The organism is Caulobacter sp. GW456-12-1-14-TSB4 (assembly GCF_059424195.1).
The window spans coordinates 14503-38883 of sequence record NZ_JBWKZF010000004.1; the positions used below are offsets into that span (position 1 = coordinate 14503).

Sequence of the window (24381 nt, forward strand, 5' to 3'; positions counted from 1 at the left end):
GCTGCCCACGGCTGGATGGGAGCCGGGAGGGCGTTGAAGGGGGCGGAATTCAAGCTCGGCGAAGATGGCGAGATAAAAGGGCCGGGACCTTTTGGGTCCAAGGCCTTGGTGGTGTTGGAGAATTTCCGGGACCCGCTCTCGGCGACAGGTCCCGGAATTCCCCGGCTATCCAGTGATTTCAGTTGGTTATCCGGGACCTTTGGGCCGGGGCGCCGCTATGTCTGACGACGAGGCGTTTTTCCTGCGGCTGGGACGGATCGGCGATCGCGGCGGCGGCAACCTGCGGCGCGGCCGAAGCTTCGTGCACGAGGTTCTGTCCGCCTCGCGCAAGAGCGGCCTGGGCGCCGTCGACCTGAAGGGTAGGGGGCGGTTTCGACGATCGGGCAGGGGGCGTGACGCCGGGCGGCGTGCCTCCCTGTCGAACCGGCGGGTGATCATCAAGGCCCGGATCGTACGACACCAGGGCGCACGCTACAGAGCCGCGCCGCTGGCCCTGCACATCCGCTACCTGCGGCGTGAGGGCGTCACCAAGGACGGCGCGTCGGCGCAGATGTTCGATCGCGACGGCGAGGCCGACCACGAGGCTTTCGCTCGGCGCTGCGAAGACGACCGGCACCATTTCCGCTTTATCGTCTCGCCCGAGGATGGCGCGGCGCTCGCCGACCTTCAGGCCACGACCCGAGACCTGATGGCCCAGGCCGAGAAGGATCTGGGCACGCGGCTGGACTGGGTCGCGGTCGATCACTGGAACACCGAGCACCCCCACGTCCATGTGCTGGTCCGCGGCGTCGGCGATGACGGCCAAGACCTCATCATCGATCGCGACTACATCGGCCAAGGCATACGCCGGCGCGCCGAGGCGCTGGTGGACCTGGAACTGGGCCCCCGGACGCCAGCGGAACTGGCCGCCAGCCTGGACCGGGAGGTCGGGGCGGAACGCTGGACGAGTCTCGACCGGAGGCTTCGTGACGAGCTCGGTCCGGACGGCCTCGTCGATCTTCGACCAGACGCCGGCGGCGAGGCCGCGCCACCTCGGCTGATCGGACGAGCGCAGCATCTTCAGAAGCTCGGCTTGGCCTGGGAGCAGGACGGGCAATGGCGGCTCGATCCTGACCTGGAGAGGCGTCTACGAGCCCTGGGCGAGCGCGGCGACATCATCAAGACCTTGCACCGGACCTGGAGAGGCGAGCGCGATCCAGCCGACCTGCAGATCCAGGGATCCGTTCTAGAGGCGCCCGTGCTGGGACGTCTCGCCGATCGTGGACTGCACGATGAGATGACTGGCCAGGCCTATGTCGTGGTCGACGGGGTCGATGGTCGCCTGCACCACTTCCGCCTTCGTGACCTCGGGGCGGCTGGCGACACGCCCATCGGCGGTCTGGTCGAGCTGCGCACACGCCGGCTGGACGACGGCAAGCCGGCCCTCGATCTCGTACACCGCGCCGATCTTTCCATCGAGCAGCAGGTGACCGCGCCTGGCGCGACCTGGTTGGACCGCCAGCTGGTGGTCAAGGAGCCGACCGCCCTGGCGTCCCATGGCTTCGGGCAGGACGTCCGCGCGGCCCTGGATGAGCGGCGAAACCACCTCGAACGGCAGGGTCTGTTCGATCGTCTTGGGCGACCGAAGCCGGGGTTGCTGGCGACGTTGCGCGCGCAGGAGCTGGAGCGGGTGGCTGGCAATCTCAGCGGCCAGACCGGGGCGTCTTTCAGCGACGCCAAGCCAGGCGAGCTGGTGCAGGGCGTCTACCAGCGCCGTGTGGGCCTGGCTTCGGGACGCTTCGCGATGATCGACGATGGTTTGAGCTTCCAGTTGGTACCCTGGACCAGGGCCTTGGACGATCACCTTGGGCAGGCGGTGAAAGGGACGATGACCCCGGGTGGAGGGGTCGATTGGGCGCTGGGACGCAAGCGGGGGAGAGGGCTTTGAACGTGAGCCTCCTCCATGAACGGAACGAAAATTCTCTGGGGCCAGGTGCTGGTCGTCGGCGCCTTGGCCTTGGCCGGCGTCTGGCTGGCGACGCAGTGGACGGCCTGGCGATTGGGCTTCCAGCCGCAGCTCGGGCCAGCCTGGTTTCACCTCGGCCAATGGCCGATCTATCCACCGCCGGCCTTCTTCTTTTGGTGGTTCGTCTACGACGCCTATGCGCCGCAGGTGTTCGCGCGTGGCGCGTTCATGGCGGCTGGCGGCACGATCATCGCCATCTTCGTGGCGATCGGCATGTCGATCTGGCGCGCCCGCGAGGCCAAGAAGGTCACCACCTACGGCTCGGCGCGATGGGCTGACACGGCCGATGCCCGCGCCGCCGGACTGCTCGGTCAGGACGGCGTCGTCCTGGGCCGGTTGGGCGAACACTATCTAAGACATGGCGGTCCCGAGCACGTCCTGTGCTTTGCTCCGACGCGCTCGGGCAAGGGCGTGGGTTTGGTCGTCCCCAGCCTCCTGACCTGGGCCGGCTCGGCGGTGATCCACGACATCAAGGGCGAGAACTGGCAGCTCACCGCTGCCTTCAGGGCCAGGATCGGTCCGGTCCTCCTGTTCGATCCGACCAACCCGCTCTCCAGCGCCTACAATCCGCTGCTGGAGGTGCGGCGCGGCGAGAGCGAAGTCCGCGACGTGCAGAATATCGCCGACATCCTGGTCGATCCGGATGGCGCGCTAGAGCGCCGGTCGCACTGGGATAAGACCAGCCACAGCCTGCTGGTCGGGGCGATCCTCCACGTCCTCTATGCCGAACCCGACAAGACGCTGACGGGCGTGGCCAACTTCCTGGCCGATCCCCGCCGGACGATCGAAGCCACGTTGCGGGCCATGATGGCCACGCCTCATTTGGGCGACCGCGTCCATCCCGTGGTCGCCAGCGCTGCTCGGGAGCTACTGAATAAGAGCGAGAACGAGCGGTCGGGGGTGTTGTCGACCGCAATGAGCTTCCTGGGTCTCTACCGGGATCCGATCGTGTCGGCCGTCACCTCGCGCTGTGACTGGCGGATCGACGACCTGGCCGCGCCGGGCCGGCCGGTTTCGCTCTATCTCGTGGTCCCGCCCTCGGACATCAGTCGCACACGGCCGTTGATCCGGCTGATCCTCAACCAGATCTGCCGGCGGCTCACCGAAGGCTTGGAGAAAGCGCGCCATCGGCCACAATTGCTGCTGATGCTCGACGAGTTTCCAGCCCTCGGCCGTTTAGATTTCTTCGAGCAGTCGATGGCCTACATGGCTGGGTACCGGATCAAGGCCTTCTTGATCGCGCAAAGCCTGAACCAAATCGCCAAGGCCTACGGCGAGAACAACTCAATCCTCGACAACTGCCATGTCCGGGTGGCGTTCTCGACCAACGACGAGCGGACCGCCCGCCGGATCAGCGACAGTCTCGGCACCGCCACTGAGATGAGGGCGATGAAGAACTACGCCGGGCACCGGCTCTCGCCCTGGCTCGGCCATGTGATGGTCAGCCGGCAGGAGACGGCCAGGCCGCTGCTGACCCCGGGCGAGGTGATGCAGTTGCCGTCCGACGAGGCGATCGTCGAAGTTTCCGGCCTATCGCCCATCCGGGCGAAGAAGGTGCGCTACTACGCTGATCGGGAACTCGCCGCGCGCGTCGCCTTGCCGCCAGCGAAGTCGGCCATCCTCCTGCCGGGGGAGGTGTCCGAATGGCTCTCGGCGATCGTTGGGAGCGAGGGCACCGATCGGTTGAAGGTCGCGGAGGAGGATGACGGCGGCCTGCGGATTGAGCCGGAGCTTGATCCGCTAGCGCCGATAGCTCCATTCGAACGGTTTGAGACGCCCCTGGAGCCGGAGCTCGACGATGACGACGCTGTCCAGGCCGAACAGTCTCGCCGGTTTCGGGCCGCGGCGCGCATCGCGGCCATGGACCCTGACGACGGTATCCCGCTGTGAAGGTCCAGACGAAGGTGTTCATGGCCAGGGATCTGTCCCTGGCCCTGGACGCGGCGTCGCGGCGGATGCGACGGTCCAAGTCCGAGATCGTTCAGGCTGCCGTGGCCGCCTACCTGTCGCCGGACGGGGAGGAGATGGCCGAAGCGGCGGTCACGCGTCGGCTCGACCGGATCTCCCGGGAGGTGGAGCGGCTGGCGCGGGACGTCACCATCTCCAACGAGGCCATCGCGCTATTCGTGAAAGCCTGGCTGACGGCCACGCCCACGATGACGTCGGGTGACCAGCGCGCCCAAAACGCAAAGGGGCAGGAGCGTTATTCAGGCTTTCTAGAAGCGTTGGCTCGGCGTCTTGCTGCAGGACGACTACTTCGAAACGAAGTCCTAGAAGACGTGGAGGGGAGCGGCCCAACCTGACTCTTCTCTGACCTTCCGAAGGTCCGCTGCCGGCGTCTTCCTCTACGAATCTGAGGGGCGGACGTTCGAATCGTTCCGGTGACTAGAGCTTGCGCTGAGCCTTGGTCCGATACGGGATCTTGGAGGTCAGCGCTTGGTATAGGGTCTCACTGATCTCGCCCCTGTCGAGCGCTACCGACAACTCGTGAAGATGCGACGTCCATTCCGGGAAGCGCATCGGCAGTTGGTCCATGCCGGTAATGTCCGGTCTTGCGCCGCGCAGACGCACGAACGGTAGATTCAGGCTGATGGGGCGCGACGGAGCGCGATGGATCGTGCGGACACGCTTTTGCGTGTCCGTGCGCTCGAGGACGATCTCCTCGACCCATTCCCCCTTGCGGGGGCCCCAAGTCGCGGCCTCTGCCGCAAGCGCGCGCACGTCCACTTCGGCCGCGTCGGACGGGAGGAAGATGTTCTCCTCGGCCTCGTACCATTGCAGCAGGTTGATCTGTCGCACGTGGTCGGGGCGACTGATCCGCACGCTACGGCTGGACCCCGATCCGACCGCATACGCGTAGTCGTCGTAGAACAGGAGCATCAGGCGCGGCGACAACGGGACGAAGATCTGCAATCCCGCCAGCCCGATGGCCACGGTACTCAGTTCGACCGGTCCCTCAAGCAATTGGTTGTGCCGGGCGATGGGATGGTCGGACGTGATGAACGGGACCGTGGTTTCGTTGACGAGCAGCTTGAACGCCAGGTCGTAGGCGGCCGGCGCGCCGACCAGCGCGGCGTTCATGGCCCTTATGATGGCGTCCTCCTGCGTGATCTTGACCCGGTCGAGCGCCGCGATGAGATCCGGACGAAAGCCCTCGTACTGCTGGCGGATGAGGGACTTGGCGATGACGTCGAGACGCGCCTGGTATTCGGCCTTGGCGCGCGCCGTACGCGCGCTCTGCAGCATCATGAAATAGACTAGCTTGAAGTGATCCTCGCCTTGGACCTTCGGGGGGAGGCCGGACTTCACGACGTTGGCGATCGCTTGGCTCATCTTGCTTTCCAAGACCCCCAGCTGACGTTCGGCCAAGTCGTCATTGCCGTAGAAGTACGAACGACAGGCTTGGGTCTTGACGCCGGCGCCGCGCACCAGCCGGCCGGAGGCGATGTTGAAGACGCCGATGGCGGACTGACCGGGGGCGGCGAAATTGCGCAGGTAGAACTGCGGCACATAATGCTGACGCTTGTTCTCGGCCATCCGCAAATGGCGCCGCGACTCGGCGCGATCGGCAAGCCGGCTTTCTACGGCATGTCGTCCGGCCGGCGGCGCCGATCCATTCGGTGAGCCGCCGGCGGGCACACTCGGTCCCGCCGCGGGCCCTGACGGGCGCCGCCTCCGCTCGCGACTCCTGCGGGCGCGCCCCCATCGGGCAGGCTTTGGCCTGCCGCCGGCGGCTCGACGCGCCGAAAATCATGCGGATTCCAACATACCGCCGACCGGCTTGGATCCGGCACGACCAGGAGCGCGAAATGCATCCCTTCATACTCACGACCTACGACAAAGACGATGATCGCCCCGTGCCGTGGAGGCGGCTGGTCTGGATCGCGACCCGCTCGGAGCTGATCGCCGAAATGCTTCGGGCGATCGACGGGCAACACCGCATCTGTCACGCCGATCCGGCCTAGTGAGGGTCCGCCGCCGCGCAACGCGTAGGCGGCGGACATCCGCCTTCTAGGCTTCCGTCGGCTGATAGATGTCGTCCGGATAGGGCAAGCGCGCATTGGCGCCGCGCAGCAGGTCGAGGTAGTCGCGGATCGCCTGGTGCAGTTCGCCGCCGGACCCGATGGGGCGGTCCTTGTAGGCGTGTATTGCGTTTCGCCGCGTCTGGACGAGGCGACAAAGCGCCAGTTCGTCCGGGTCGAAGAGGGCCGCCTTCTCGCAATAGTCGATCAGCACGTCGAGGCGCAGACCATCCGGATCGAGCAGCTTCTCCTGCTTCCCATGCCAGGCCTGGGTCTTCTTCAGCGTGTCGAGGTCGTTCTTGTAATCTTCGTAGAACACGGAGAGGAACAGCTTGATTGTGCCTTCGATCAGGCTCCCGAGATTGGTCCACGCGAGGATCAGGTCGCCTTCGGAGATCGAGTCCGGCGGATCGACGTCCCAGTGGCGCAGCGACGCCGAAAGCGACACCTGCCAGTCGAGCCGAGACTTGCTAAGCAGTTCGGCCGCCGTATCGGGAGCCCAGCCGCCCGACTCCCCCCAAAAGGCGTTCAGCCCGTGGTTCAGTCGTTCGATCCGATCGATGACCTCGGATAGGGGGCGCGCGAGGTCGGCTGCCTTGATGGCCTTCATGAGTTCGGCGTGTTGCTTGATGAATTCCATGGGCTGCGCCGCGCTGCCGTCAGGGCTGAAAAATCGTTCGGGCTTGCCAATCGCCTCACATTGGAAGGAGTGCAATTCCCACCGCCGCTATAGTCTCTGTGCGCCTCGCGAGCCTGTTGGTTCGTCAAAAGATAGAAGGTCGGCAGTAAAGTTCGCAAGTCAAGTTCTATGAACAGGAAGAAGTCCGCGCCCCCTTTTTTATCGATCTCGACGGGCCAGCGCGTGATTTCCGAAGGGCGTTTCAGAAATTGTCGGGTCTTGACCTCGATCGACATCGCCACCCCCTCGACGACGACCATAACATCGTGGCCGGGCGCTCCCTCCGGGCTTATGTAGGCCGCAAGCCCGAGCGTGTTCAGCTTCGCCACCGCTAGCAGCTCGCCGAGCGTTCCTGATTGTTTGGATGAAAGTTTGCTCGACATGGACGACCCCATAGCGTGCACAACTCGGAAGGGAGTGAGGCGGCACCTCGCTACGCCCGGTCGGGCGCCTGCGTCCAACCATAGGAACGTACAAGCTCGTATAGCGCCTACGATTGCAACGGCTTCGATCCGCAACGATCGATGGACTTGGACGGTCCAGGTTCTTAGGCTCGATTCCCTGAATTCCGATCCTGGACGGCTAAACCGGTGAACGAAGCGCTCCTGCAACAACTGGTCGAAGCGGTCGAGGCCTACTACGCGGTTCCGGAAGTAAAGCCCTTGCTCGCCTCGAGTTTCGGCCACGCACACAAGGAGCTGCTGCACGATCTGCGCGACGCCTATGGCGGTTTTCTCTACGCAGTCCGCGCAACGGGCGAGCGCCTGAAGGTCATCGACCCGGGGCCGGGGCGCGAAGTCATTGCGCCGGCCAATCGCGCCTCCGAGATCGAGGCGCTCGTCCAGCAGCGCTCAGCGACGGCCGAAGCGGCCGGAACGCAGTTCGACAGTTTGCCCAAGACCGTACAGATCGCTTTCTGCTTGCGAACCGGAGCCGGCGAGTTCGTCACGCTGCGGGTAACGCCGCCGTTCGACTACAAGAAGGCCAAGGCGCTCGACCTCGTGCGGCCGGGCTTCCGCGTGGTGCATGAGGAGTACCGCAAGCCGGGTCTAGCACTCGGCTCGGCGACCTTGCAGGACAAGCAGGCGCTCTGGGAGCACTTCCTGGCCTGGGCGCGGCGCGAGCAGCTCGACCCCGCGACCTTCCGGCCCGGAAAGAAGGACGACAACGCCCTGGCGCGGTTCCTTGCGGCCCAGCCGCAGGAGATCATTGACCGCATCGTGATCCCAGCCGACATCGCCAAGATCCTGCTGCGTCGGAGCTAGACGTGGCGCGGGGCGGCAAGACGGCCAAGCCCGAGTCGCGGGCCAAGACGCGCGGTGCGGCCAGTCGCAAGCCGCTTCTGGTCCTGGCTGGCCTCCCGGCGGCCACGGCAAAGGCCGCGGCCGGGACCGTCAACAACGACGCGGCCGCCACTTGGTCGGCGGTTTCGGTGCCTTTTCCCGATCGCGATCCGCTCTACGACGCGCCCGCGGTGGGAGATCTCGCCAGCCAGGTCCTCAACTACGCCAAGGAACGCCAACCGCCCGAGGTGGACCTGATCGACCCGACGCGGATCGTGCTTGCCTATGTCGAAGACGACCGGACCTCACCGCTGTGGGAGGTATTCGGCAACTCGGTCTTCCCGATCAAGATGAGCTGTGCCGACTGGGGGTGGGAGGACGGCCGCCACTGGCGGTTCGATATTGAAACCGTGATGGCGATGGTCCGCCGGGCGCTCGTCACCGCCGAAAGTGAACCGGTATCCGACATCCGCTACCGGCTCGAAGCGCACCGGCGCGACGATCCGCTGCTGCTGCCGGCCCGCAACTTCATGCTTGCGCACAAAACGTTGCTCAAGGAGCGCTTCCTGGGTCTGATCGAGGGACAGTTCGCGCAGGCCGACGTGAAGGCGCTGGACGAGGATGTCGAGCGGCGGAAATTCCCAGGAGAGGCCCTGAAGAAGTTCTACGGTCGCGTCGGCGGCAAGAATCTGAGCTTTGCGGTGGATAGCCGAGACCTCGTCTTCGCCAAGGCCAATGTCGGCCAGCATGCCGATCATCACGACATCGCAGAAGACGACGATCTATCGAACGAGCGTCTGCGCCGTGAATTGGAGGGACGGTTCCGGTTCGGCACGCCACTGCGGCCGCCGGGCTTCCAACACGACGTTCAGCGGGAATTCGACGTCCCGCTGGTGCGCGAGCGCATGTTCCATATCGAACTCGAGGAGGTCGACGTCTTTGGCGATCACGCTAACGTCTTCGCCAATGACAAAATCACTGCCGACCGGATCGACAAGGCCTGAAAAAAGTAAAGGGCGGATGCCGAAACATCCGCCCGATACATATGCGCATTTATCTTCGTCTACCGTCGATTCAGTTGATTGCTCAACTGCGTCGGCCCCAAAGCTCCGAGGCTCTAAGTCCCCAGTGCCCGGTTTCGACGGATCATAAGATCCTCGGCGACGGCAAAGAGGTGTGAACCTCTCATCTGTGCCGTGCACTTCCACCGCTAGGCGGCTCAGGTGCGAATTAGGATAATGCAGAAACCAGATCTCTAGATACGCGCAATCGCCCTCGGCGGCAAGCTGGGCCTCGCGGCGCGAGGCGCGGCACGGTTACGCGCCATTGATCTGCACCTTGTCAGGTGGGGGCCAATGGCCGCCGATCAAGCCTCGTCGGCCACACGCGGCGGCGGGTCGTAGGGACGATCGTCGTCCGGAGCGAGCGGTGGGCCTGGATCCTCGAACGGAACGATCGGATCGCCGATCTCCGGCGGCGGGCCGTCGGGCGGGATCTCGGGCGGCGGACCGCCGGGTTCGGGTTGGGGCGGTGGCGGTGCGAACGGGTCGGACATGGATTACCTCCCCTCCGCAAACGTCGGGGCGCGGTCGTTGCTCCCCGGATTCGGTTCGGCGAAGACTGGCCGGCGTCCGCCCTACGCGTTTCGGAGATCGTCCAGGATGTCGAACCGACCGCCCGTCCCTACCGGCTAGCGCAAGAGGGCGGGGCGCGGGCGGCGCGCCTAGCCGGGCGCGCCTCGCATCGCCATGAGCCAGGTTCGAAGACTTTCCCGCTCGGCTGCTTGGATCGGATAGGCGCGCGCGGTGCGAACCACCTGTGCGCCCCGCGATAGCCGCGAGGTGGTGACGATCAAGCCCGATCGAGCGCTTTCGTGGACCACGTCGGCATGAAGGGCCTTCACGACCAAGGCGTCCACCTGGGCTTGCTGGCGTTTGCACTGCACGAGGATGAGCGGCGGGCGGTCCGCCTCAGCCCCCTTCGGAAACACACGTACATCGACACCGCCGTCGCCGCGCCCCGGACCGAGTTCGACCTCGAAGCCCTGTCGCGCGAAATGTTCGGCTGTAACGGCCTCCAGCTGACGCCAATGAATCTCGTCGATCGCCTCGAAGTTGGACCGCAGGTAGTTGATGAAGCGCTGGTCGAAGAACCGCCCATATTGCGTTTCTAGTCGCTCGCTCGCAAACAGGTCTTCCAGATCACGCTGATCGATCCAATCGGTCATGCGGAAATCGGCGATGTGCTGCTGCTGGGCCTGGATTTGTAGCCGTAGGAAGGCCAGAGCGACGTCGGCACCGCGATCGCTGTAGAGACCATGCATCTCCACGAGGAAAGGATTGACGCCGCTGGCGCCGCCGGGGCTAAGCAAGGCGTCCTCGGTCGCGGTATAGGCTGCGAAGGCCTTGGCGATGGGCGCGACCAAGGACGCTGCGACCGGGTCGTCCCGAAAGGTCCGTTCGACATCGAGCTGGACGAAAACGGGCTTGGGGGCGTCACAGGCGCCCACCGCGTGCAGCAGCGCTGCGATCAGTTCCAAGTGCTCGACGGACGATAACCGCGTCGCTCCGTCCGGAACCGAAAGTTGCGCCGCGATATGCGGGTGCATGTGGCTGATCAGGTCCATCAGGCGCGCCTGGGTGAGCGTCAGGCCGGCCTTGAAGCCAACCATTTCCTGGAGGCGGTCAAGGATGGCCTGATTGCTCATGGTAAAACCGCCCATGCGCGGAAACCTCCAGGTCGCTCGGACCGCAGGGCACGCCCAGGCGGCGCGCGCTCAGCCGATGGGGCGCGTGCAACCCCTAGCGCATTGTCGCAAGGTCTACCATTCTACGGTGCAGCTAACGGAAACGACCTGAGGAGGTATGATGACGGTCGCTGCGACGCGGGTCACCAATCGGGACACGCGCCTTGAAACCGTCGTCGTCGATGGGCCTCTGGCCTTGCGCATGATGCGCCTTGAGGCTGCGCGCTCCGGAGCTCGCGGCTTGCAGATCCTGACACTGGCGCAGCTGGCGGCGCGGCTCGCGGGCGGCTTTGCGCGGCCCGCCGGACGCGAGGAACTGGAACCGGCGCTGACGGCCGCGCTCGGGGAGGGCGGCTTCGCCGAGCTCTCACCGTTGGAACGCATGCCGGGCGCGGTCCGCGCCTTGGCGCGAACCTTCGAGCGGCTATGGCTGGCCGGTGTCGACCTTGGAGCCCCCGATGCGTCACCTCGGCTCTTGGATCTTGGCTTGATTGAGCGGCGTGTTCGCAATCGTCTGGGCCCAGGAGTGCTGATCCCGCCAGATCTGGCCAACGCCGGCCAAGGACGGGTCGGCATGGCGGCGGCCTTGCTCGGTCCGGTAAGGTTCCAGCACATCGACTGGATCGCGCCGGTTTGGCGCCCCCTGATCGCGGCGATGGCGCAGGCGACCTCTGTCGTCGATGCGCCGGACGCGGCCGGTAGCGACGCGCCGTCTGCCGCCAACCGTGTCCTGATTTGTGCCGATCCCCATTCCGAAGTCGTCGAAGCTCTGCGCTGGGCGAGAGAGCTGATCGCCACGGGGCGGGCCGCGCCGCAGGAGATCGCCATTGCCGCTGTCGCGCCGGGTCCCTGGGATGAGACCCTGCAGGTCTTGGTGGCCAGCTCCGGTCTGCCTGTCCACATCTCGCACGGCACGCCGGTGCTCGGCACGGTCGATGGCCAAGCCTGCGCCGCGCTCGTCGAAATTCTTGGCCAGGGTTTGAGCCAGGAACGCGTCCGGCGTTGGCTGGCCCATAGCGCCGGCCGGTGCTCGGGGTTGGCCGGAATGGCGGACGACCCGTTGCGGGGCGTTCCTGCGCAGGCGCGTCTTGACGACCTTGCCCAATGGACGCGCGCCCTGCAGTTGGCCCAATCGAGACGCGCCGATGGCGCTCGGCCCGCGACGGCTCTCGGGCCGGCCTTGGAGCGTCTCAGCCTTGGCTGGGCGGCCGCCGAGACATCGGGGGAGACGCTGCTGCCGTCTTCGGCTGGCCGGGTATGGCGCGCGGCTTTGCAGGCTGGACCGCACGAGGCCATGGCCTTCTCGCTCGCGGGCCTGCGCATTGCGGATGGAACCGACCCCGGCAACAGCATCGTCTGGTGCCCGGCCGCCCATCTCGCCGGCGCCCCGCGCCGGTTCGTGCGGTTGCTCGGCCTGACCGCCGGCGGCTGGCCCAGGAGCCTGGCCACCGACCCTCTGCTTCCCGACCACATCCTGACGTTGGATGGCGATCGGGCGCCCACGCGGCCACAGATCGATCGGCGCGTCTTTGCACAAATATCGCGGCACGCAGAGGACCTGTCGCTATCCTATGCGCGGCGCAATGCACGCGGGGGTCTTCAGGCCCCCAGTCCGTTACTGCCGGCGGGCGTCACGCCCCACAGCCTAGCGCGCCAACGCGTGCCCGAGCATGCCTTTAGCGAGGCTGACCGATTGGCCGCGCGGCCGCAGGAAGCCCGCGCCGAACCCCGATTTGTTGCCGCGCAAGATTGCTGGAGAGCTCGCCGCGTTGCTGAACTTAATGCTCATGACGGCCTAATTCAGCCGGATCACCCGGTGATCGAGTCAGCCCTTGGCCGGCCGCAGTCGGCGACCTCTCTGCGCCGACTGCTGCGCGATCCGCAGGGCTACGTTTGGCGTTACGCACTCGGTTGGCGGGCGACCGTCGCCATCGAGCGGCCCCTTGAGCTAGACGCCCGAGCAATGGGCGACCTTGTGCACCTGCTCCTGCAGCGAACGGTGAACCGACTGGAGCAAGGACCCGGCTTTGGGCGTGCTTCGGCCGAGGAGGTCGAGGACGCTTTGGACGCTGCGCGAGACGCCACTATGGTGGATTGGCCCTTGGAGCACGCGGTTCCGCCACCGCGCCTGTGGCGCTATAGTCTCGAGCAGGCCCGGTCGGTGGCGCTGCGCGCCCTGCGCCTGGATCCCAATTTCGAGCCCGGAACCCGGAGCTGGACGGAGGTGCGCTTTGGAGATCCCGATGCACCGGATCCAGGCGCCGGCGCGCCGTGGGATGCCCGCACGCTCGTGCCGGCGCCCGGCACGCCCTTGTTCATCCAGGGCGCCATCGATCGGCTGGAGTTGGACAACGGCGATCAGCGCGCGCGTGTGACGGATTATAAGACGGGCGCGCCGCCGCCTGCGCCGAAGGACCTGCGTCTTGGCGGTGGCGCGGAACTGCAGAGGGTCCTTTACGCCATCGCCGTAGCGCACCATCGGCCCGACGCCCGCATCTCCTCGCGGCTGGTGTTTTTGGCCGAGGAGGCGCCCAAGCCCTACAGACTCAGTGGCGATGACCTGGACGCCGCGCGCGCGGCGGTGACCCAGTACATGAACGCGGCCGTCATCCTCGCCCGCGCGGGCACGTGTCTGCCCGGCCCCAAGGACGCCTGGGAGGATTGGAACGAGCTTCGGATCGCTCTGCCAGCCGCTGCGGAGCCCTACGCCAAACTCAAGGAGCCGGCCATGAACCGCGCCTTTGGTGAATTCACGGCGGTTTGGCGGGCGCGATGAGCGAGCTTTCCGACGCCCCCGCTCGGGCTCGAGCCCTGACGGATTTCACATCGACGCTCTTGGTCGAGGCCGCCGCCGGCACCGGCAAGACCTCGCTTCTGGCCGGTCGCATCGCGCTGCTGTTGGCCAGCGGAGTCGCACCCGGCGCCGTGGCCGCCATCACCTTCACCCGCCTGGCGGCCGACGAGCTGGCGGGGCGCGTTCGAGAGACGCTCGAGGAGCTGCTCGCAGGGACCGTCCCGGCGCCGCTTCAGGCGGTCCTGCCCACCGGGCTCGACGAGGCCCAGCGCTTGGCGCTTCAGTCCGCCAAGGCCAGCTTCGACGCCCTCACTGCGACCACGATCCACGGCTTTTGCCAGGACATTCTCCGCAGCTACGCCGTGGAGGCCAATGTCGATCCAGGAGCGGAGGTGCTGGATGAGGACGGCGCCAAGCTGGCTTTCAACCAGGTCTTCGAGGCATGGCTGGGACGACGTCTGGGACTTGGCGGACGCGAAGACGATCCGGTCGTGATCCTGGCCGCGCGCGATCCGCGTCGATCCACCCAGACCCTGCGCGAAATGGCCAAGTTCCGCCGGGGCCATCGCGACGCGCGGCCCCCGGCGGTCGATCTGTCGGGGCGGCCGGATCTGGCCTTCAGCGAGACCGTGGACGCGTTTCGCCGTGCGGTCGCGGGGAGCGCGGCCGATACGCGCCACGACGTGGTGCTGCAGCACCTGGAGGCGCTCGACCGGCACTTTCGGGACGGGTTCGCCAACACCCCCGATTTTGCGGCGCTATGGCGCATGGCCCACCCGCCAGCGCTGGCGTGCATGGCCAAGGACGCCTTCGACCTGCTGCGTCCGCGCCACCTTGGACCGCAAGGCTCGACGGCGCCAGCGACCTTGCTGGGCGTCATCACCGCCTATGACGAGGTGGCCGCGGCCTATCGCGAGCTGATGGGGCGGGTCAGCGGCGGCGTCTTCGCCACTCTGTTTCCCGAGCTCGATGAGGTGCTCGCCGACTATGAGGCGCACAAGCGCCGCGCGGCACTGTTGGACTTTGATGACCTCCTGATCTGCACCCAGGCTTTGCTCGGGCGCGACGAGGCGGTGCGACAAGCCCTGGCGGATCGGTATCGCTATCTGCTCGTCGACGAATTCCAGGACACCGATCCGGGGCAATGCGACATCGTCTTCCGGATCGCCGCGACGGCGCCGGCGCAGGTCTGGACCGATCTTGATCTGAGGGCCGGCGCACTTTTCATGGTCGGCGACCCCAAGCAGGCAATTTTCCAGTTCCGGGGCGCCCATGTCTCCAACTACGAGACGGCCAAGGCCGTGATCGCCCGGTTGTGGCCGGAGAACATTCTTCCGATCACCGCTAATTTCCGGTCCCGAACCGGCGTGCTCACCCATGTGAACAGTGTGTTCGAGCCCGCCCTGAACGCACCTCGGCAGCCTGGCTATATTGACCTTGAGGGCACGCGTCGGGATGACCCTAGTCGCAAGAGCGCCACGCGCTTGACCATCGTCGCGCCCCCGGACGCGCGGCGCGACGCCTTGCAGGTCGAGGAAGCCCAGGCAGTGGCCGCGATCTGCGCCCGGATGATCGGCGCGCGCGTGCTGCGCGACGACACCGGCCAGGTGCGCCCGGTACAGGCCCGCGACATCGCGCTCCTGGCCCCGACGAGCAACAGCTTGTGGCTCTACGAGCGCGCGTTACGGCAGGCGGGACTGCCGATCAGCTCCCAAGCCGGCAAGGGCCTCTATCGCCGGCAGGAGACCCAGGACCTTGTGGCCCTGGTGCGGGTGCTGGCCGATGGTCGCGACACCGCCGCCTTCGGCGCGCTGATGCGCGGGCCTCTGGTGGGCCTGACCGATCAAGCGCTTCTGGACATTACCCTGGCCTTGCCCCCACGCGAGGGGAGGGCGGCGACCTTCAGTGTCGCCACGGCGCTGGACGACATCGCCGACCCGCACGCCAAAACGGTCGTGTCGGTCCTGCAGTCGCTCCGCCGGCGAGCCCGTTTCACCACCCCGGCCCAGCTTCTGGGCGAGGCGGTCGAGCGTCTAGACGTGCGGGTGGCCGTGTCGCTGCGCGAGGACCCCCGCCACGCCGCGACGGCCACGGCCAACATCGACGTCGTCCTGCAGCGCGCCTCCCGCTACGGCGTGCGCGGTCTTCGCCGCTTTGCCGCCGACCTCCACGCCGACTGGGCCGCCGGGCGCAAGAGTGCGGAGGGCTGGGGCGAGGTCGACGGCGACGCGGTGACCATCGTCACCATGCATAGCGCCAAGGGGCTGGAATGGCCGATCGTCATCCCGATCAACGGCATGGTGCAATTGCGCCAGCCGGACCGATTCGTGCGCCATCCTGACCACCACACGCTTCACTGGCTGGTCGGGGACGTCGCTTCACCCGAACTTGCCCAGGCCGTCGCTCAGGACGCCGAGAGCCTGCAGCGCGAACGGGTTCGCCTGTGGTACGTCGCCTGCACCCGGGCCCGTGACTTCCTGATCCTGCCCCATCACCCCAACGCCAATGCGCGCTCGTGGTCTCGTGTCCTGGACCTGGGCGCGGCGGCGCTGCCGGAGTTCAACGCCACGCTGTTTGCGGGCGCCGCGCCGCCGCCGCAGACGACCTTGGTCAATGCCCAAGACGCGGCGACGTTTGCGGCCGAGACCGCGCTCATCGTCGCGGCTGCCCCACCGATCACTTGGCTGCGCCCTAGTGATCACGACGCCGATCGCGCTCAGTCGGTGGAGGTGGTGGCCGAAACCTTGGACGAGGAGGATGAGGCCTGGATCGTCTCGGGCGGACGACGGCGCGGCTTGGTCCTGCACAAGCTTATCGAAGAAATCCTCGAAGAGGGCCTGGCGGAAACCGCGCCCGCACTAGCCGCGCGGGCCGGAGAGCTCGCGTCCCAAATGCTGCCGCTCGGCCAGACCGACGAGAGTCTCCAGGACGTAGAGGAACTGGCCCATACCGTGCTGAGGACGCTGGCCTTGCCTGACGTGGCGGCGCTGCGGCCGCGGCTGAGCGCGGAACTGCCGATCTATGCGATGATCGGCGATGCCGGCGAGGCCCAGCCCATGGCGGGCCGGGCCGATGCGGTGGCCTGGAATGAAGCCGGCACCATCGAAGCCGTCATCGATTGGAAGAGCGACATCGCCCCCGGACCAACGCAGATGGCCGACCACGTCGATCAGGTGCGCCTCTATCTGGCGGCCACGGGCGCACCTCGCGCCGCCCTGGTCTATATGAGCCTGGGACTGGTCCGTTGGGTCGAACCGGCGGTTTAAGTCCGGGCTAAAGCGTAACCCCGCCGCCCAGCTTGCGCAGCTCGTGGAGCGGGAAGGGGCGGGCGGTGTCAAAGTCGTACTGGGCGTGGGCGCGACGCAGGCGGTGAACCAGGATCGCAAGGTCGGAAGGATCCTCTCCGGCCTGGTGGAAGGCGACGCAGATTTCATCCATCTGAGAGGAGACCACGCCAATGCCGGCCTTGAGCGGCTTGGCGGCTTCCTCAGCTCCCAGGTGACGTGAAGACTTGCCGGCGTTGTGCTGGGCGGTCGAGACGGTCGGGGGCTTGGCCTTGAGGGCGTAGAAGGTTCGTTGTGCGCCATCCCAGCGGAAGAAGCCTGTGGGCCAGGTATTGCTGGTGTCATGGTGGTAGTAGGGTTGGCGCTTGGCATCAGGACTGGTCCGCACAAGCCGGATGTTTGGCAGGTCCGTCGGGGTCAGGATCCGGTTGGCCAGCGTCAGGCGATCGAAGACCATCTGGCCGTTCTCCAAGGCGCTGAACTTGTGCGCCAAGGTTTCGCCCTCGCAGATCAACAGAGCCGGCCCGGCGCGATTGATGTCTTCGAGCGCCATGGTGAAGAAGGTCTCAAACTTCTGAACGGTCTCCTCTTGGCGGCCGCGGCCGAACTTGCCGTACTCGCCCCGCAGGACCTTGAGCACCGTCACCGCGTAGGGCGCCCATTGCGGCACGCCCGCCTCGTCGGGCACGGCGCATTCAAGGCGCCCGGCGTGGGTGCGGGCCGCGAGCGGGAAGGCGTGGCCCTTGCGCGACTTGCCGCCGACGATGTCGGCGTTGCGCTGGATCACTGTGAGAGCGGCCGGCTGCAGGTCTCGCGGGAAGTCCTCGACGGGCAGGACGCCCAGCATGCGTAGGCAGTCGCTCACGGCCGCGCCGTACTTGGACACCAGGGTGTCTTCGCTGACCTCCGAGGTCGAGGTCAGCACGACCTGCGGCAGCAGGCCTGCCTGGGCCAGGGCGCGGCGGGCGAGGAGGAAGGGGTCGCCTTCTTCGCCCTTTAGGCTCTCGGGCATTTCCAGCACCGCCCAACCAACCGAGCGCTCACCATCTCGAGCGGTGGCGGCATGCGCGGCCATGGCTTTCTGCGCCGCCTCGAAGGCCATGGCTTTGTTGAGCTCCTGGACGCTACGGATCTGGGCCTTGTTGAGGCCCTTAGCCTGAGCCGCGTCGACTTCAGGCCAGGTGACCAGCGCCCCAAGCGGCCCTGCCTTGTCGACCCGCAACCGGACGCGAAGGCCATCGTTCCAGGCCAAGCCGTCCGGGGTCTGCTCGTCCGGCGGTCCAAGTTCCTTGACCAGCGCGGCAACCACTCGCTCGGGGCCGTCGTCCAGGCACTGGAACACGTGCAACTGCAGGTCCTGGGCGTCGACGGCCTCCAGCGCCTTGCTAACCGCCCGACGTCGCACCGCCCACACCTCGACATCCGGCTTTTCACTGAACGGCGTGGTGAGCGGCGCGGACTTTCTCACTCGGGACATCGGCGCTGCGGCGGTGAACCCCGAGCCCGACAGCACGCGATCCAGGGACTCGCCGATGTCGTGGCGGTCACGGAAGGTCATGCCCGTCCCACCAGACAGGAATTTGTCGCCGTGTCGCGAGCCCAGACGCGGCAGGACCCATAGACCGTCCTGGTCGATGACCGGGGCCACGAGCTCGTCGGGCGCCAAGGCGGCTTGGCCCGTGAGCCGGCGCAGCAGCTCGAAGATCTTCTGGTCGTCCTTGTGCGCCCAGATTCCGGCGAGGGGGCCGCGTTCGCCATCGGCTGTGCGCGGCCCGGGGCGGACCCGAAGATCGAAGCTCGTGTGCCGGTAGGCGCCGCCGCCCGCGCCCTCGAGGGCGGGCATGAAGACGTCGAGCTGGCGATCCGGATCCTCGTAACCGGTGGCGCGTCCCACACTTCCCCAGTTGCGGATCGACGCCCGGGCCAGGATGTGCAGCTTGCCGCGCTCCGGATAGGTGGGCGTGTAGAGGGTGATGACCTCGCTCCAAAGGCCGCGCTTTTCATGGCGGGGCGGGAAGGCCACAAGCTCCACGCCGTTGAAGGCCTCCGAACGAGCGGCCTTGGCCACCAGCAGGCGCGAGTCGCCGCCGCGGAAGTTCAAGGTCTCGCCGGCCAGACACGTGAGTGCGTGGGCGGCAATGGCGTCAAACAGCATGGCGTCGGCGGGGCGCGGGCAGGCGCCGGTGTGCGGTTGCAAGGCACCGTTGACCTCGACGAGGGCCCAACTGGACGCATCCGTCGCCGTGGCCGCGATGGCTTGGCGCATTTCCACGGACTTGTCCGGATAGATCAGGGTCAGCCAGACCGTGAGCGCGGTCTGGACGCGCGAACGCAGGCCTAGATCCGCAGTCTGGTCGCCCATCAGGAAGAACGACAGATGGCGGCTGTTGGTCGCTGTGTCCCAATGGTTGCGGCGCAGGAAGGCCAGTTCCGGAACGAACCAAGCCAGGATCTCCGAAAGTCCGCCCAGCCGCAGGCTGACCGGTGCGTCGGCCGCGCGCTTGGACGATTCCCGCGACCAGGCCATCAGGGTTTCCTGGGCCTGGGGTGAGAGCCGGAAGCGTGTCAGCGTCAGCGTGTCGGCCGCGGTGAGGTCGGCTTCCCAGACGTTCAGGTCCAGGGAATTGACATAGTCAGCCATAGGCAAGGCCCTTGGTCTTGGAAAGCGCGTCGCGGAACGGCTGGTAGAGCAGCCGAGCAAGCGTTTGCGCGGTGGGATCTGAGGAGGCCATCGCCAAATCGAGCTGGCGTAGGGCTTGGACGAGGACGCTGCTGTTGGCGGAATCTTTTTCGCCGTCGAAGGACAGCGGGGCGAATTGGCGGTCCACGAAGCCGATGTGCACAGGACAGCCGTTGCGGATGCCGCGACCGATGGTCTGCCAAAGCGGCGTCAGCATGTCCCAGGCGAACTGGGCCTTGTATTCGGTGGACAGGCCGCTGTAGCCGCTGCGCGAATAGAGGCTGTAGCGGACGATATTAGTAGCTGCATAGCGCATCCGCCGGGCGCGCTGGGACAAGCGTTCATCGGGCTGTTCGGGGTCCTCGAGCATGCCGCGATCGAAACGTTCCACCCCAAACCGGTTCAGTCGGCCGATCACGGCGGCAAGGTCGTCGGGGCGCGGATGGGGCCGGTGAAGGAAATAGATCGAGGCGATGGCGGCCCGGTTGTCGCCGTTGAGGATGTTGTGACCGCGGGCGACGACCTGCATCGGGGCGACCAGGATCGATTTTTCCGGCTCCTCGCCGAAGCGTTCGATCAGTGATCGAGGAAGCGGTCGAGCGCGGCGTAGGCCCTGGTCGTCGGCCGCGCTGGCGTCATCGGCCTGGTCACGGGTGAGGCCGAACACGCGCCAATCGGCGAAACCCTGGGTCTCGAGGGTTTCAAGCAGCATGTCGGCGACAATGGCGGCGTCGGCGTAGGAGTTGGTCACCAGCAAAGCGCGGCGGCGGCCTTCGATGTGGGCCTCGCCCCACGTGCGGCTCATCCGCGCCCAGGTCTCTTCAATGAGGTTGAAGGCGTCGCGGCGGCTGCCCAACCGAGTGGAGATCTTGCGCAGGGTCGCGCGCCGATCCGGCTCCGGCAGGCCGGAGATGCGGACCTGACGGCCCTGGTCGTCGCGCAGGCTCACCAGCTCGAAAACCGACCGGCCGATCGCATCGAGTTCCGCCTGGGGCTGTAGCAGGACGCCCTGGGCCGGGACCTGCACATCGAAACTGGGGGAAGCGCAATCCATCGGCTTGCCAGTCCGTGGATTGAATTGGCGCTGTGAGCCGCCAGCCCAGCTAGTGCCGCTGAGCATCATCACGTGCGGGCCGGCCTGGCCCTCGCTGGCCAGAAGATCGTGCAGGTGGGTCAGGAGGTGGCGGCCCACCCCGAGGTGATTGATCAGGGTGAGCTTGCCGCCCATCAGGTCGCGGCGATCCTCGGCCGGCTCGTCATACAGCAGGCCAAACACCGCCCCCGCCGGATTGGAAGGCAGGAGCGTGCGATAATGCCGGATCAGGTTGTTGGCCTGGCTCAGTAACTGAGCATCGTCGATGCCGAGATCGGCGGCGACGGCGGGCTGGGTCTTGACCAGCCAATGGTAGTGGGAAAGCACAAGGTCGGTAACCACTGCCAAGATCAGGGCCAAGGCGTTGCCGCGCCGGCTCATCGCGCCCTTGGCGCTTGGCTCGCCGGTGGCGTCGAAGGCCGCCAGCGGGCCGTCGAGCAGGCTCATCACTCGGTCGGCGAGGTCCTCGTAGTAGTCGCTGACGACCATGTCGCGGGCGATGTCCTGCAGCGCTTGGCTCGCGGCCTGGAAGGCAGGATCGCGGAAGGCTTGGACCTGCGCCTGGGGCTCCTCGTCCTGTTCCTCGCGGGCGACGGCCGAGGCTTGGGAGAAGCGCGAGATGCCTCCGGCGACCTTGATGACTTCGAGGAAGTCCTCCTCCAGCTCCGGGTCGTCGAAACTGCGGCCGGGTCGGGCCAGGCCGCGGACATCCTGCCGCCGACGCCAAATCTCGTAGAGGATCCCGCCCGCGGTGAAGGGGCTGTTGCGATAAAAGTCGGCCAGATGGGCGTGTTCGTTCTGCAGCAGCGCGTAGAGGGTACCGATCAAGCGGTAGAAGATGTGGAAGTTCGCCTGCCAGCGTGCGTTGACTTGCCGGCGGAACTGCACCCCGCTGCGCTCGCGCAGCGCCTCGGAGAGTTTGGCGCTGATCGCCGGCGCATAAACGTCTCGCTCGTCGCCCATGATCGGCGAGCGCGGGGCAAAGATGTCGTCGAGCGTCTTTTGAACCGAATCCACCTCATCGACGATCATCAGGTCGAGTGTGTGCTGGAAAAGCTCGGGCAGGGTGAGGTGGCGCGCGGAGGTCCACTTGTCCGGCGTCATGTGGACGAAGGCTTGCGGCGTCAGAGCGATCACCTGGGCGGTGACGGCGCTGCGCTGTTGTTCCTGGGCCGGGCATTGGGCCCAGAGCGGGCAGGAGCGCTCGGTCCCGACATCGTCGTCATCATCGATTGCCGCATCGTCGGCCAGTTCGGCGTCGCGGCGGCGCTGGTAGATGCGATGGCAGGGCTTTTCCTTAAACGCCGGGAAGTTTGGTCTCTGGCCCGATCCGCGGACGGCCACCGGCTCGCGCTGGAAGCCGTCGAGCGGGCAGGCGACGCTGAAATTCTCCGCCACGTCACCGACGGCGGCCACCGACCAGCCGGAGGCCGACAGGCCTTGCTGCCAATGGATGGAGTTGAGGTGGCGGTCGCGGTTGTAGAAGCTCGACAGCACGGTGGCGTCCACGCCGTGCAGGCGCAGGCGCGCGACCAGAGTCGCGCCCTGGATGGTGTCGGTCACAAGGACGCCGATGCGTTTGGGATCATCACCCAGGCTAAGGGCCAGCAGCACGAGCCAAACCAGGGTCGACTTGCCCGAAGAGAGCATTCCCAGCACATGGACCGCGCCATCGAGCGTGAGGGTGTCGCCGTCGAAGAACCCCTCTTTCAGCTCCTCTAAACGAAGCTTAGAAAGGCGGTCGGTCAGGCGAAGCGGCGACAAGGTGGCGGGCCAGTCGGCCATCGCCTCGCGGGCGTCGGCGCGCGCGGCCGTGGCCTGCAGCTGCGCCAGGGTCAGGGTGATCGGGGCGTTGCGGCGGCGGCGGGGTAGGGCATGTTCAGGGGGGCTGGGCGCGTCCGGATCCACTGGAGGGATCTGATAGGCGAGCAAGGTCTCGCCACGCTGCGTGCGCACCAGCCCTTCCCCGGGCAGAGCAGCCTGCACGCTTCGGCTGATCCAAGGCGCGGGCGCTTCTAAGTGCGCGTCGAGTACGGCGAGCAAACCCTCGGATGCGCTGCGGCGCAGGACCGGAGCTCGGTCGTCGATTGTGTAGCAGCGGAGGGTTTCCGGGGTCTGCGTGTGCTGACGGCATGCGTCTAGCCAAGCCGATACCGACGTGTAGCGGCTGGCCAGATGTCGCAGGGCGGCCAGGTCACGCAAAAAGGTGGGGTCGGCGTCCTGCGCCATCACCTTGGCATAGCCCAGCAACAGATAGGGCAGGGCCGATACGTCCTCGCCAGGACAATGGCGGGCCAGAAAATGGAGGCCAAGCTCAGTGAGGCCCAGCATCCTATCTTCGGCGGCGCTGAGCTTGCGCGCGGCCGGATCGGCGCTGCGCAGCGCAGGTCGGTAGGCTCGAAGAAAAGCCTTATCGGTCCTCATGGCGCCACGCTTTGAATCAGGTCGGAAACGGTGGCCAGTGCCACGGGAGGTTTACCCGAAGCCGCGCGAAGTGCTTCGAACCGTGCCTCGAAGCGGGGATCCGTCTCGGCGATATAGTCAGGGATCACCAGGAAGCAGTCGTGGTTAGGTTCGAAGGTCTTGAAGCCGCTGAACCGGGCGGCCAGCCGCGCCGGAGACAGGTAATCCTTCACGTCGATCGCCAGGCGGCGCCCGCCGTCGGGCGCGATGGCCACCAGGTCGACCTTGTCCAGTTCCGGCCAGAGGCTGGTGCTCCAGCCAAGGGCTTGCAGGCGCCGGTTCAGCTCGATCTCGGCCAGGCCCGGCAGGGCCCAGAAGGTTCGAAAGGCCCGCTTCAGGTAAAGCATGCCGGGGCGGTGTTTAACGTTTCGATGAATACCTTCGCGCGCCAGGCGGATCGCCTCGGGGTGGCGGCACTCGGTGTGGAAGGCGCGGCCCTCGCGCCGCAGAATGACGCCGCTCACCGTGCAGATCGGCAGTTGTCCGTTGATGGCGAAGCTTTCGGGGATCCGATCATAAAAGGCCTCGACGATCTCATCGGAGCGTTCGAGCGTGGCCAGTAGTGGGTCCATCAGTATGGCGGTCGACCAGTTCGTCATGACCACGTTCTCGATGACGGTGCGTCGCCAAGTCCGGTAGAGCGCTTCTCCGTCGATGCGATCGCGACAGATGCCCATCAGCATCTCGTAGCCAAGGTTTTCTTGGATTTCAGTTTCCGGATCGCCATTGGCCAGACTGAGGACACGACAGGCCGTGCTGGCTTCGCCGCCTTCCACGAGGCGCACGGCGATAAAGTCGCCCTGAGCATCCCAGCTGACGTCGGGAAGCCAGTGAAACAGGGGTTCTTGCGCCCGGCGCATTAGTCCGTGCAGGTCTGTGGGCCAGATATCGCCGCCTTCGGAGAGGTTGCGGGCCGCGCCCAAATCGAAGATCCGTCGCACCAGGGGCGGGTAGGGCGCCCGCAGCCAGCCTTCAGCGTCGATGCGCGCCTGAATCTCGACCACGGCGCCGGCGATCAAGGTCACCATCTCGCGTGCGCCGTGAATGGGCGCGCGCGGCCCCTCCAGCTCCTCAATACGATTTAGAACGTCCGCTGGCACGCCCGATGGATTGTCGAGATAGCGGTAAAGCGTCGCCCGCCCGATCGCTAGTTCCTGGGCCGCGGCGCTTTTCCATCGCCGACCATAGCCGAGCTTTTGGGCGAATAGGGCTTCGGCGCGCTCGGCAAAGGAGAGGGGGATGTCCATCGACTCGCTTGGGCTTGAGACAGTTATGCTTGTAGTGTATCAAGTGTCTCGTGGCAAGCCTGTGAGCTTCGAGCGAACAACGGGA

The 24381-nt window shown here is 66.4% G+C and carries 16 protein-coding genes; 8 read left to right on the forward strand and 8 right to left on the reverse strand.

Annotated features, from left to right (window positions below):
* The first annotated feature begins 217 nt into the window (after positions 1–217).
* From AC07YH_RS04775 to AC07YH_RS04785, 3 genes are read left to right on the forward strand one after another with little or no spacing between them, the layout of a single operon-like run.
* The gene (locus AC07YH_RS04775) at positions 218–1927 is read left to right on the forward strand and encodes a relaxase/mobilization nuclease domain-containing protein (protein ID WP_494745861.1); all 1710 of its coding nucleotides are present in this window, start codon (positions 218–220) and stop codon (positions 1925–1927) included.
* A gap of 15 nt (positions 1928–1942) precedes the next feature.
* Positions 1943–3895 carry a conjugal transfer protein TraG gene (locus tag AC07YH_RS04780; RefSeq protein ID WP_494745862.1) on the forward strand — a complete coding sequence of 651 codons (1953 nt, stop codon included), beginning with the start codon at positions 1943–1945 and terminating at the stop codon, positions 3893–3895.
* Positions 3896–3915: 20 nt separating this feature from the next.
* Positions 3916–4308 carry a CopG family transcriptional regulator gene (locus AC07YH_RS04785; protein WP_494745863.1) on the forward strand — a complete coding sequence of 131 codons (393 nt, stop codon included), beginning with the start codon at positions 3916–3918 and terminating at the stop codon, positions 4306–4308.
* Positions 4309–4390: 82 nt separating this feature from the next.
* On the opposite strand, the gene AC07YH_RS04790 is transcribed toward AC07YH_RS04785, so the two are convergent.
* Complete coding sequence (locus tag AC07YH_RS04790; RefSeq protein ID WP_494745864.1) at positions 4391–5644, reverse strand: DUF4238 domain-containing protein; 1254 nt, start codon at positions 5642–5644, stop codon at positions 4391–4393.
* Positions 5645–5814: 170 nt separating this feature from the next.
* Between AC07YH_RS04790 and AC07YH_RS04795 the strand changes: the two genes are divergently transcribed.
* Entirely contained in the window at positions 5815–5970 is a 156-nt protein-coding gene (locus tag AC07YH_RS04795) for a hypothetical protein (protein ID WP_494745865.1), read from the forward strand.
* Between the two features lie 46 nt (positions 5971–6016).
* On the opposite strand, the gene AC07YH_RS04800 is transcribed toward AC07YH_RS04795, so the two are convergent.
* Together AC07YH_RS04800 and AC07YH_RS04805 are read right to left on the reverse strand one after the other, a co-directional pair.
* Positions 6017–6667, reverse strand: coding sequence for a hypothetical protein (locus AC07YH_RS04800; RefSeq protein ID WP_494745866.1), 651 nt, complete (start codon positions 6665–6667; stop codon positions 6017–6019).
* Complete coding sequence (locus tag AC07YH_RS04805) at positions 6634–7089, reverse strand: hypothetical protein (protein ID WP_494745867.1); 456 nt, start codon at positions 7087–7089, stop codon at positions 6634–6636. The genes AC07YH_RS04800 and AC07YH_RS04805 overlap by 34 nt, the downstream gene beginning before the upstream one ends.
* 207 nt (positions 7090–7296) lie before the next feature.
* On the opposite strand from AC07YH_RS04805, the gene AC07YH_RS04810 reads away from it, so the two are divergent.
* Both AC07YH_RS04810 and AC07YH_RS04815 read left to right on the forward strand, forming a co-directional pair.
* Positions 7297–7971 carry a hypothetical protein gene (locus AC07YH_RS04810; protein WP_494745868.1) on the forward strand — a complete coding sequence of 225 codons (675 nt, stop codon included), beginning with the start codon at positions 7297–7299 and terminating at the stop codon, positions 7969–7971.
* 2 nt (positions 7972–7973) lie between these two features.
* A complete protein-coding gene (locus AC07YH_RS04815) occupies positions 7974–8993 on the forward strand; it encodes a hypothetical protein (protein WP_494745869.1) in 1020 nt (339 codons plus the stop codon).
* A gap of 362 nt (positions 8994–9355) precedes the next feature.
* Here AC07YH_RS04815 and AC07YH_RS04820 read toward each other — a convergent pair whose 3' ends face one another.
* Together AC07YH_RS04820 and AC07YH_RS04825 are read right to left on the reverse strand one after the other, a co-directional pair.
* Positions 9356–9544 (reverse strand): hypothetical protein, encoded by a 189-nt coding sequence (locus AC07YH_RS04820; protein WP_494745870.1) that lies wholly within the window; start codon positions 9542–9544, stop codon positions 9356–9358.
* 168 nt (positions 9545–9712) lie between these two features.
* Complete coding sequence (locus tag AC07YH_RS04825; RefSeq protein WP_494745871.1) at positions 9713–10711, reverse strand: restriction endonuclease; 999 nt, start codon at positions 10709–10711, stop codon at positions 9713–9715.
* A gap of 145 nt (positions 10712–10856) precedes the next feature.
* Between AC07YH_RS04825 and AC07YH_RS04830 the strand changes: the two genes are divergently transcribed.
* Complete coding sequence (locus tag AC07YH_RS04830; protein WP_494745872.1) at positions 10857–13511, forward strand: PD-(D/E)XK nuclease family protein; 2655 nt, start codon at positions 10857–10859, stop codon at positions 13509–13511.
* Positions 13508–16795 carry a UvrD-helicase domain-containing protein gene (locus tag AC07YH_RS04835; RefSeq protein WP_494745873.1) on the forward strand — a complete coding sequence of 1096 codons (3288 nt, stop codon included), beginning with the start codon at positions 13508–13510 and terminating at the stop codon, positions 16793–16795. Before AC07YH_RS04830 ends, AC07YH_RS04835 begins: the two co-directional genes overlap by 4 nt.
* A gap of 7 nt (positions 16796–16802) precedes the next feature.
* Here AC07YH_RS04835 and AC07YH_RS04840 read toward each other — a convergent pair whose 3' ends face one another.
* Genes AC07YH_RS04840 through AC07YH_RS04850 form a run of 3 tightly spaced genes read right to left on the reverse strand, consistent with a single transcriptional unit; the run spans position 16803 to position 24296 of the window.
* Positions 16803–19454 carry an RNaseH domain-containing protein gene (locus AC07YH_RS04840; protein ID WP_494745874.1) on the reverse strand — a complete coding sequence of 884 codons (2652 nt, stop codon included), beginning with the start codon at positions 19452–19454 and terminating at the stop codon, positions 16803–16805.
* Positions 19447–23010 carry a pPIWI_RE_Z domain-containing protein gene (locus tag AC07YH_RS04845; RefSeq protein ID WP_494745875.1) on the reverse strand — a complete coding sequence of 1188 codons (3564 nt, stop codon included), beginning with the start codon at positions 23008–23010 and terminating at the stop codon, positions 19447–19449. The genes AC07YH_RS04840 and AC07YH_RS04845 overlap by 8 nt, the downstream gene beginning before the upstream one ends.
* Positions 23007–24296 (reverse strand): pPIWI_RE_Y domain-containing protein, encoded by a 1290-nt coding sequence (locus tag AC07YH_RS04850; RefSeq protein WP_494745876.1) that lies wholly within the window; start codon positions 24294–24296, stop codon positions 23007–23009. The genes AC07YH_RS04845 and AC07YH_RS04850 overlap by 4 nt, the downstream gene beginning before the upstream one ends.
* Between the last annotated feature and the right edge of the window lie 85 nt (positions 24297–24381).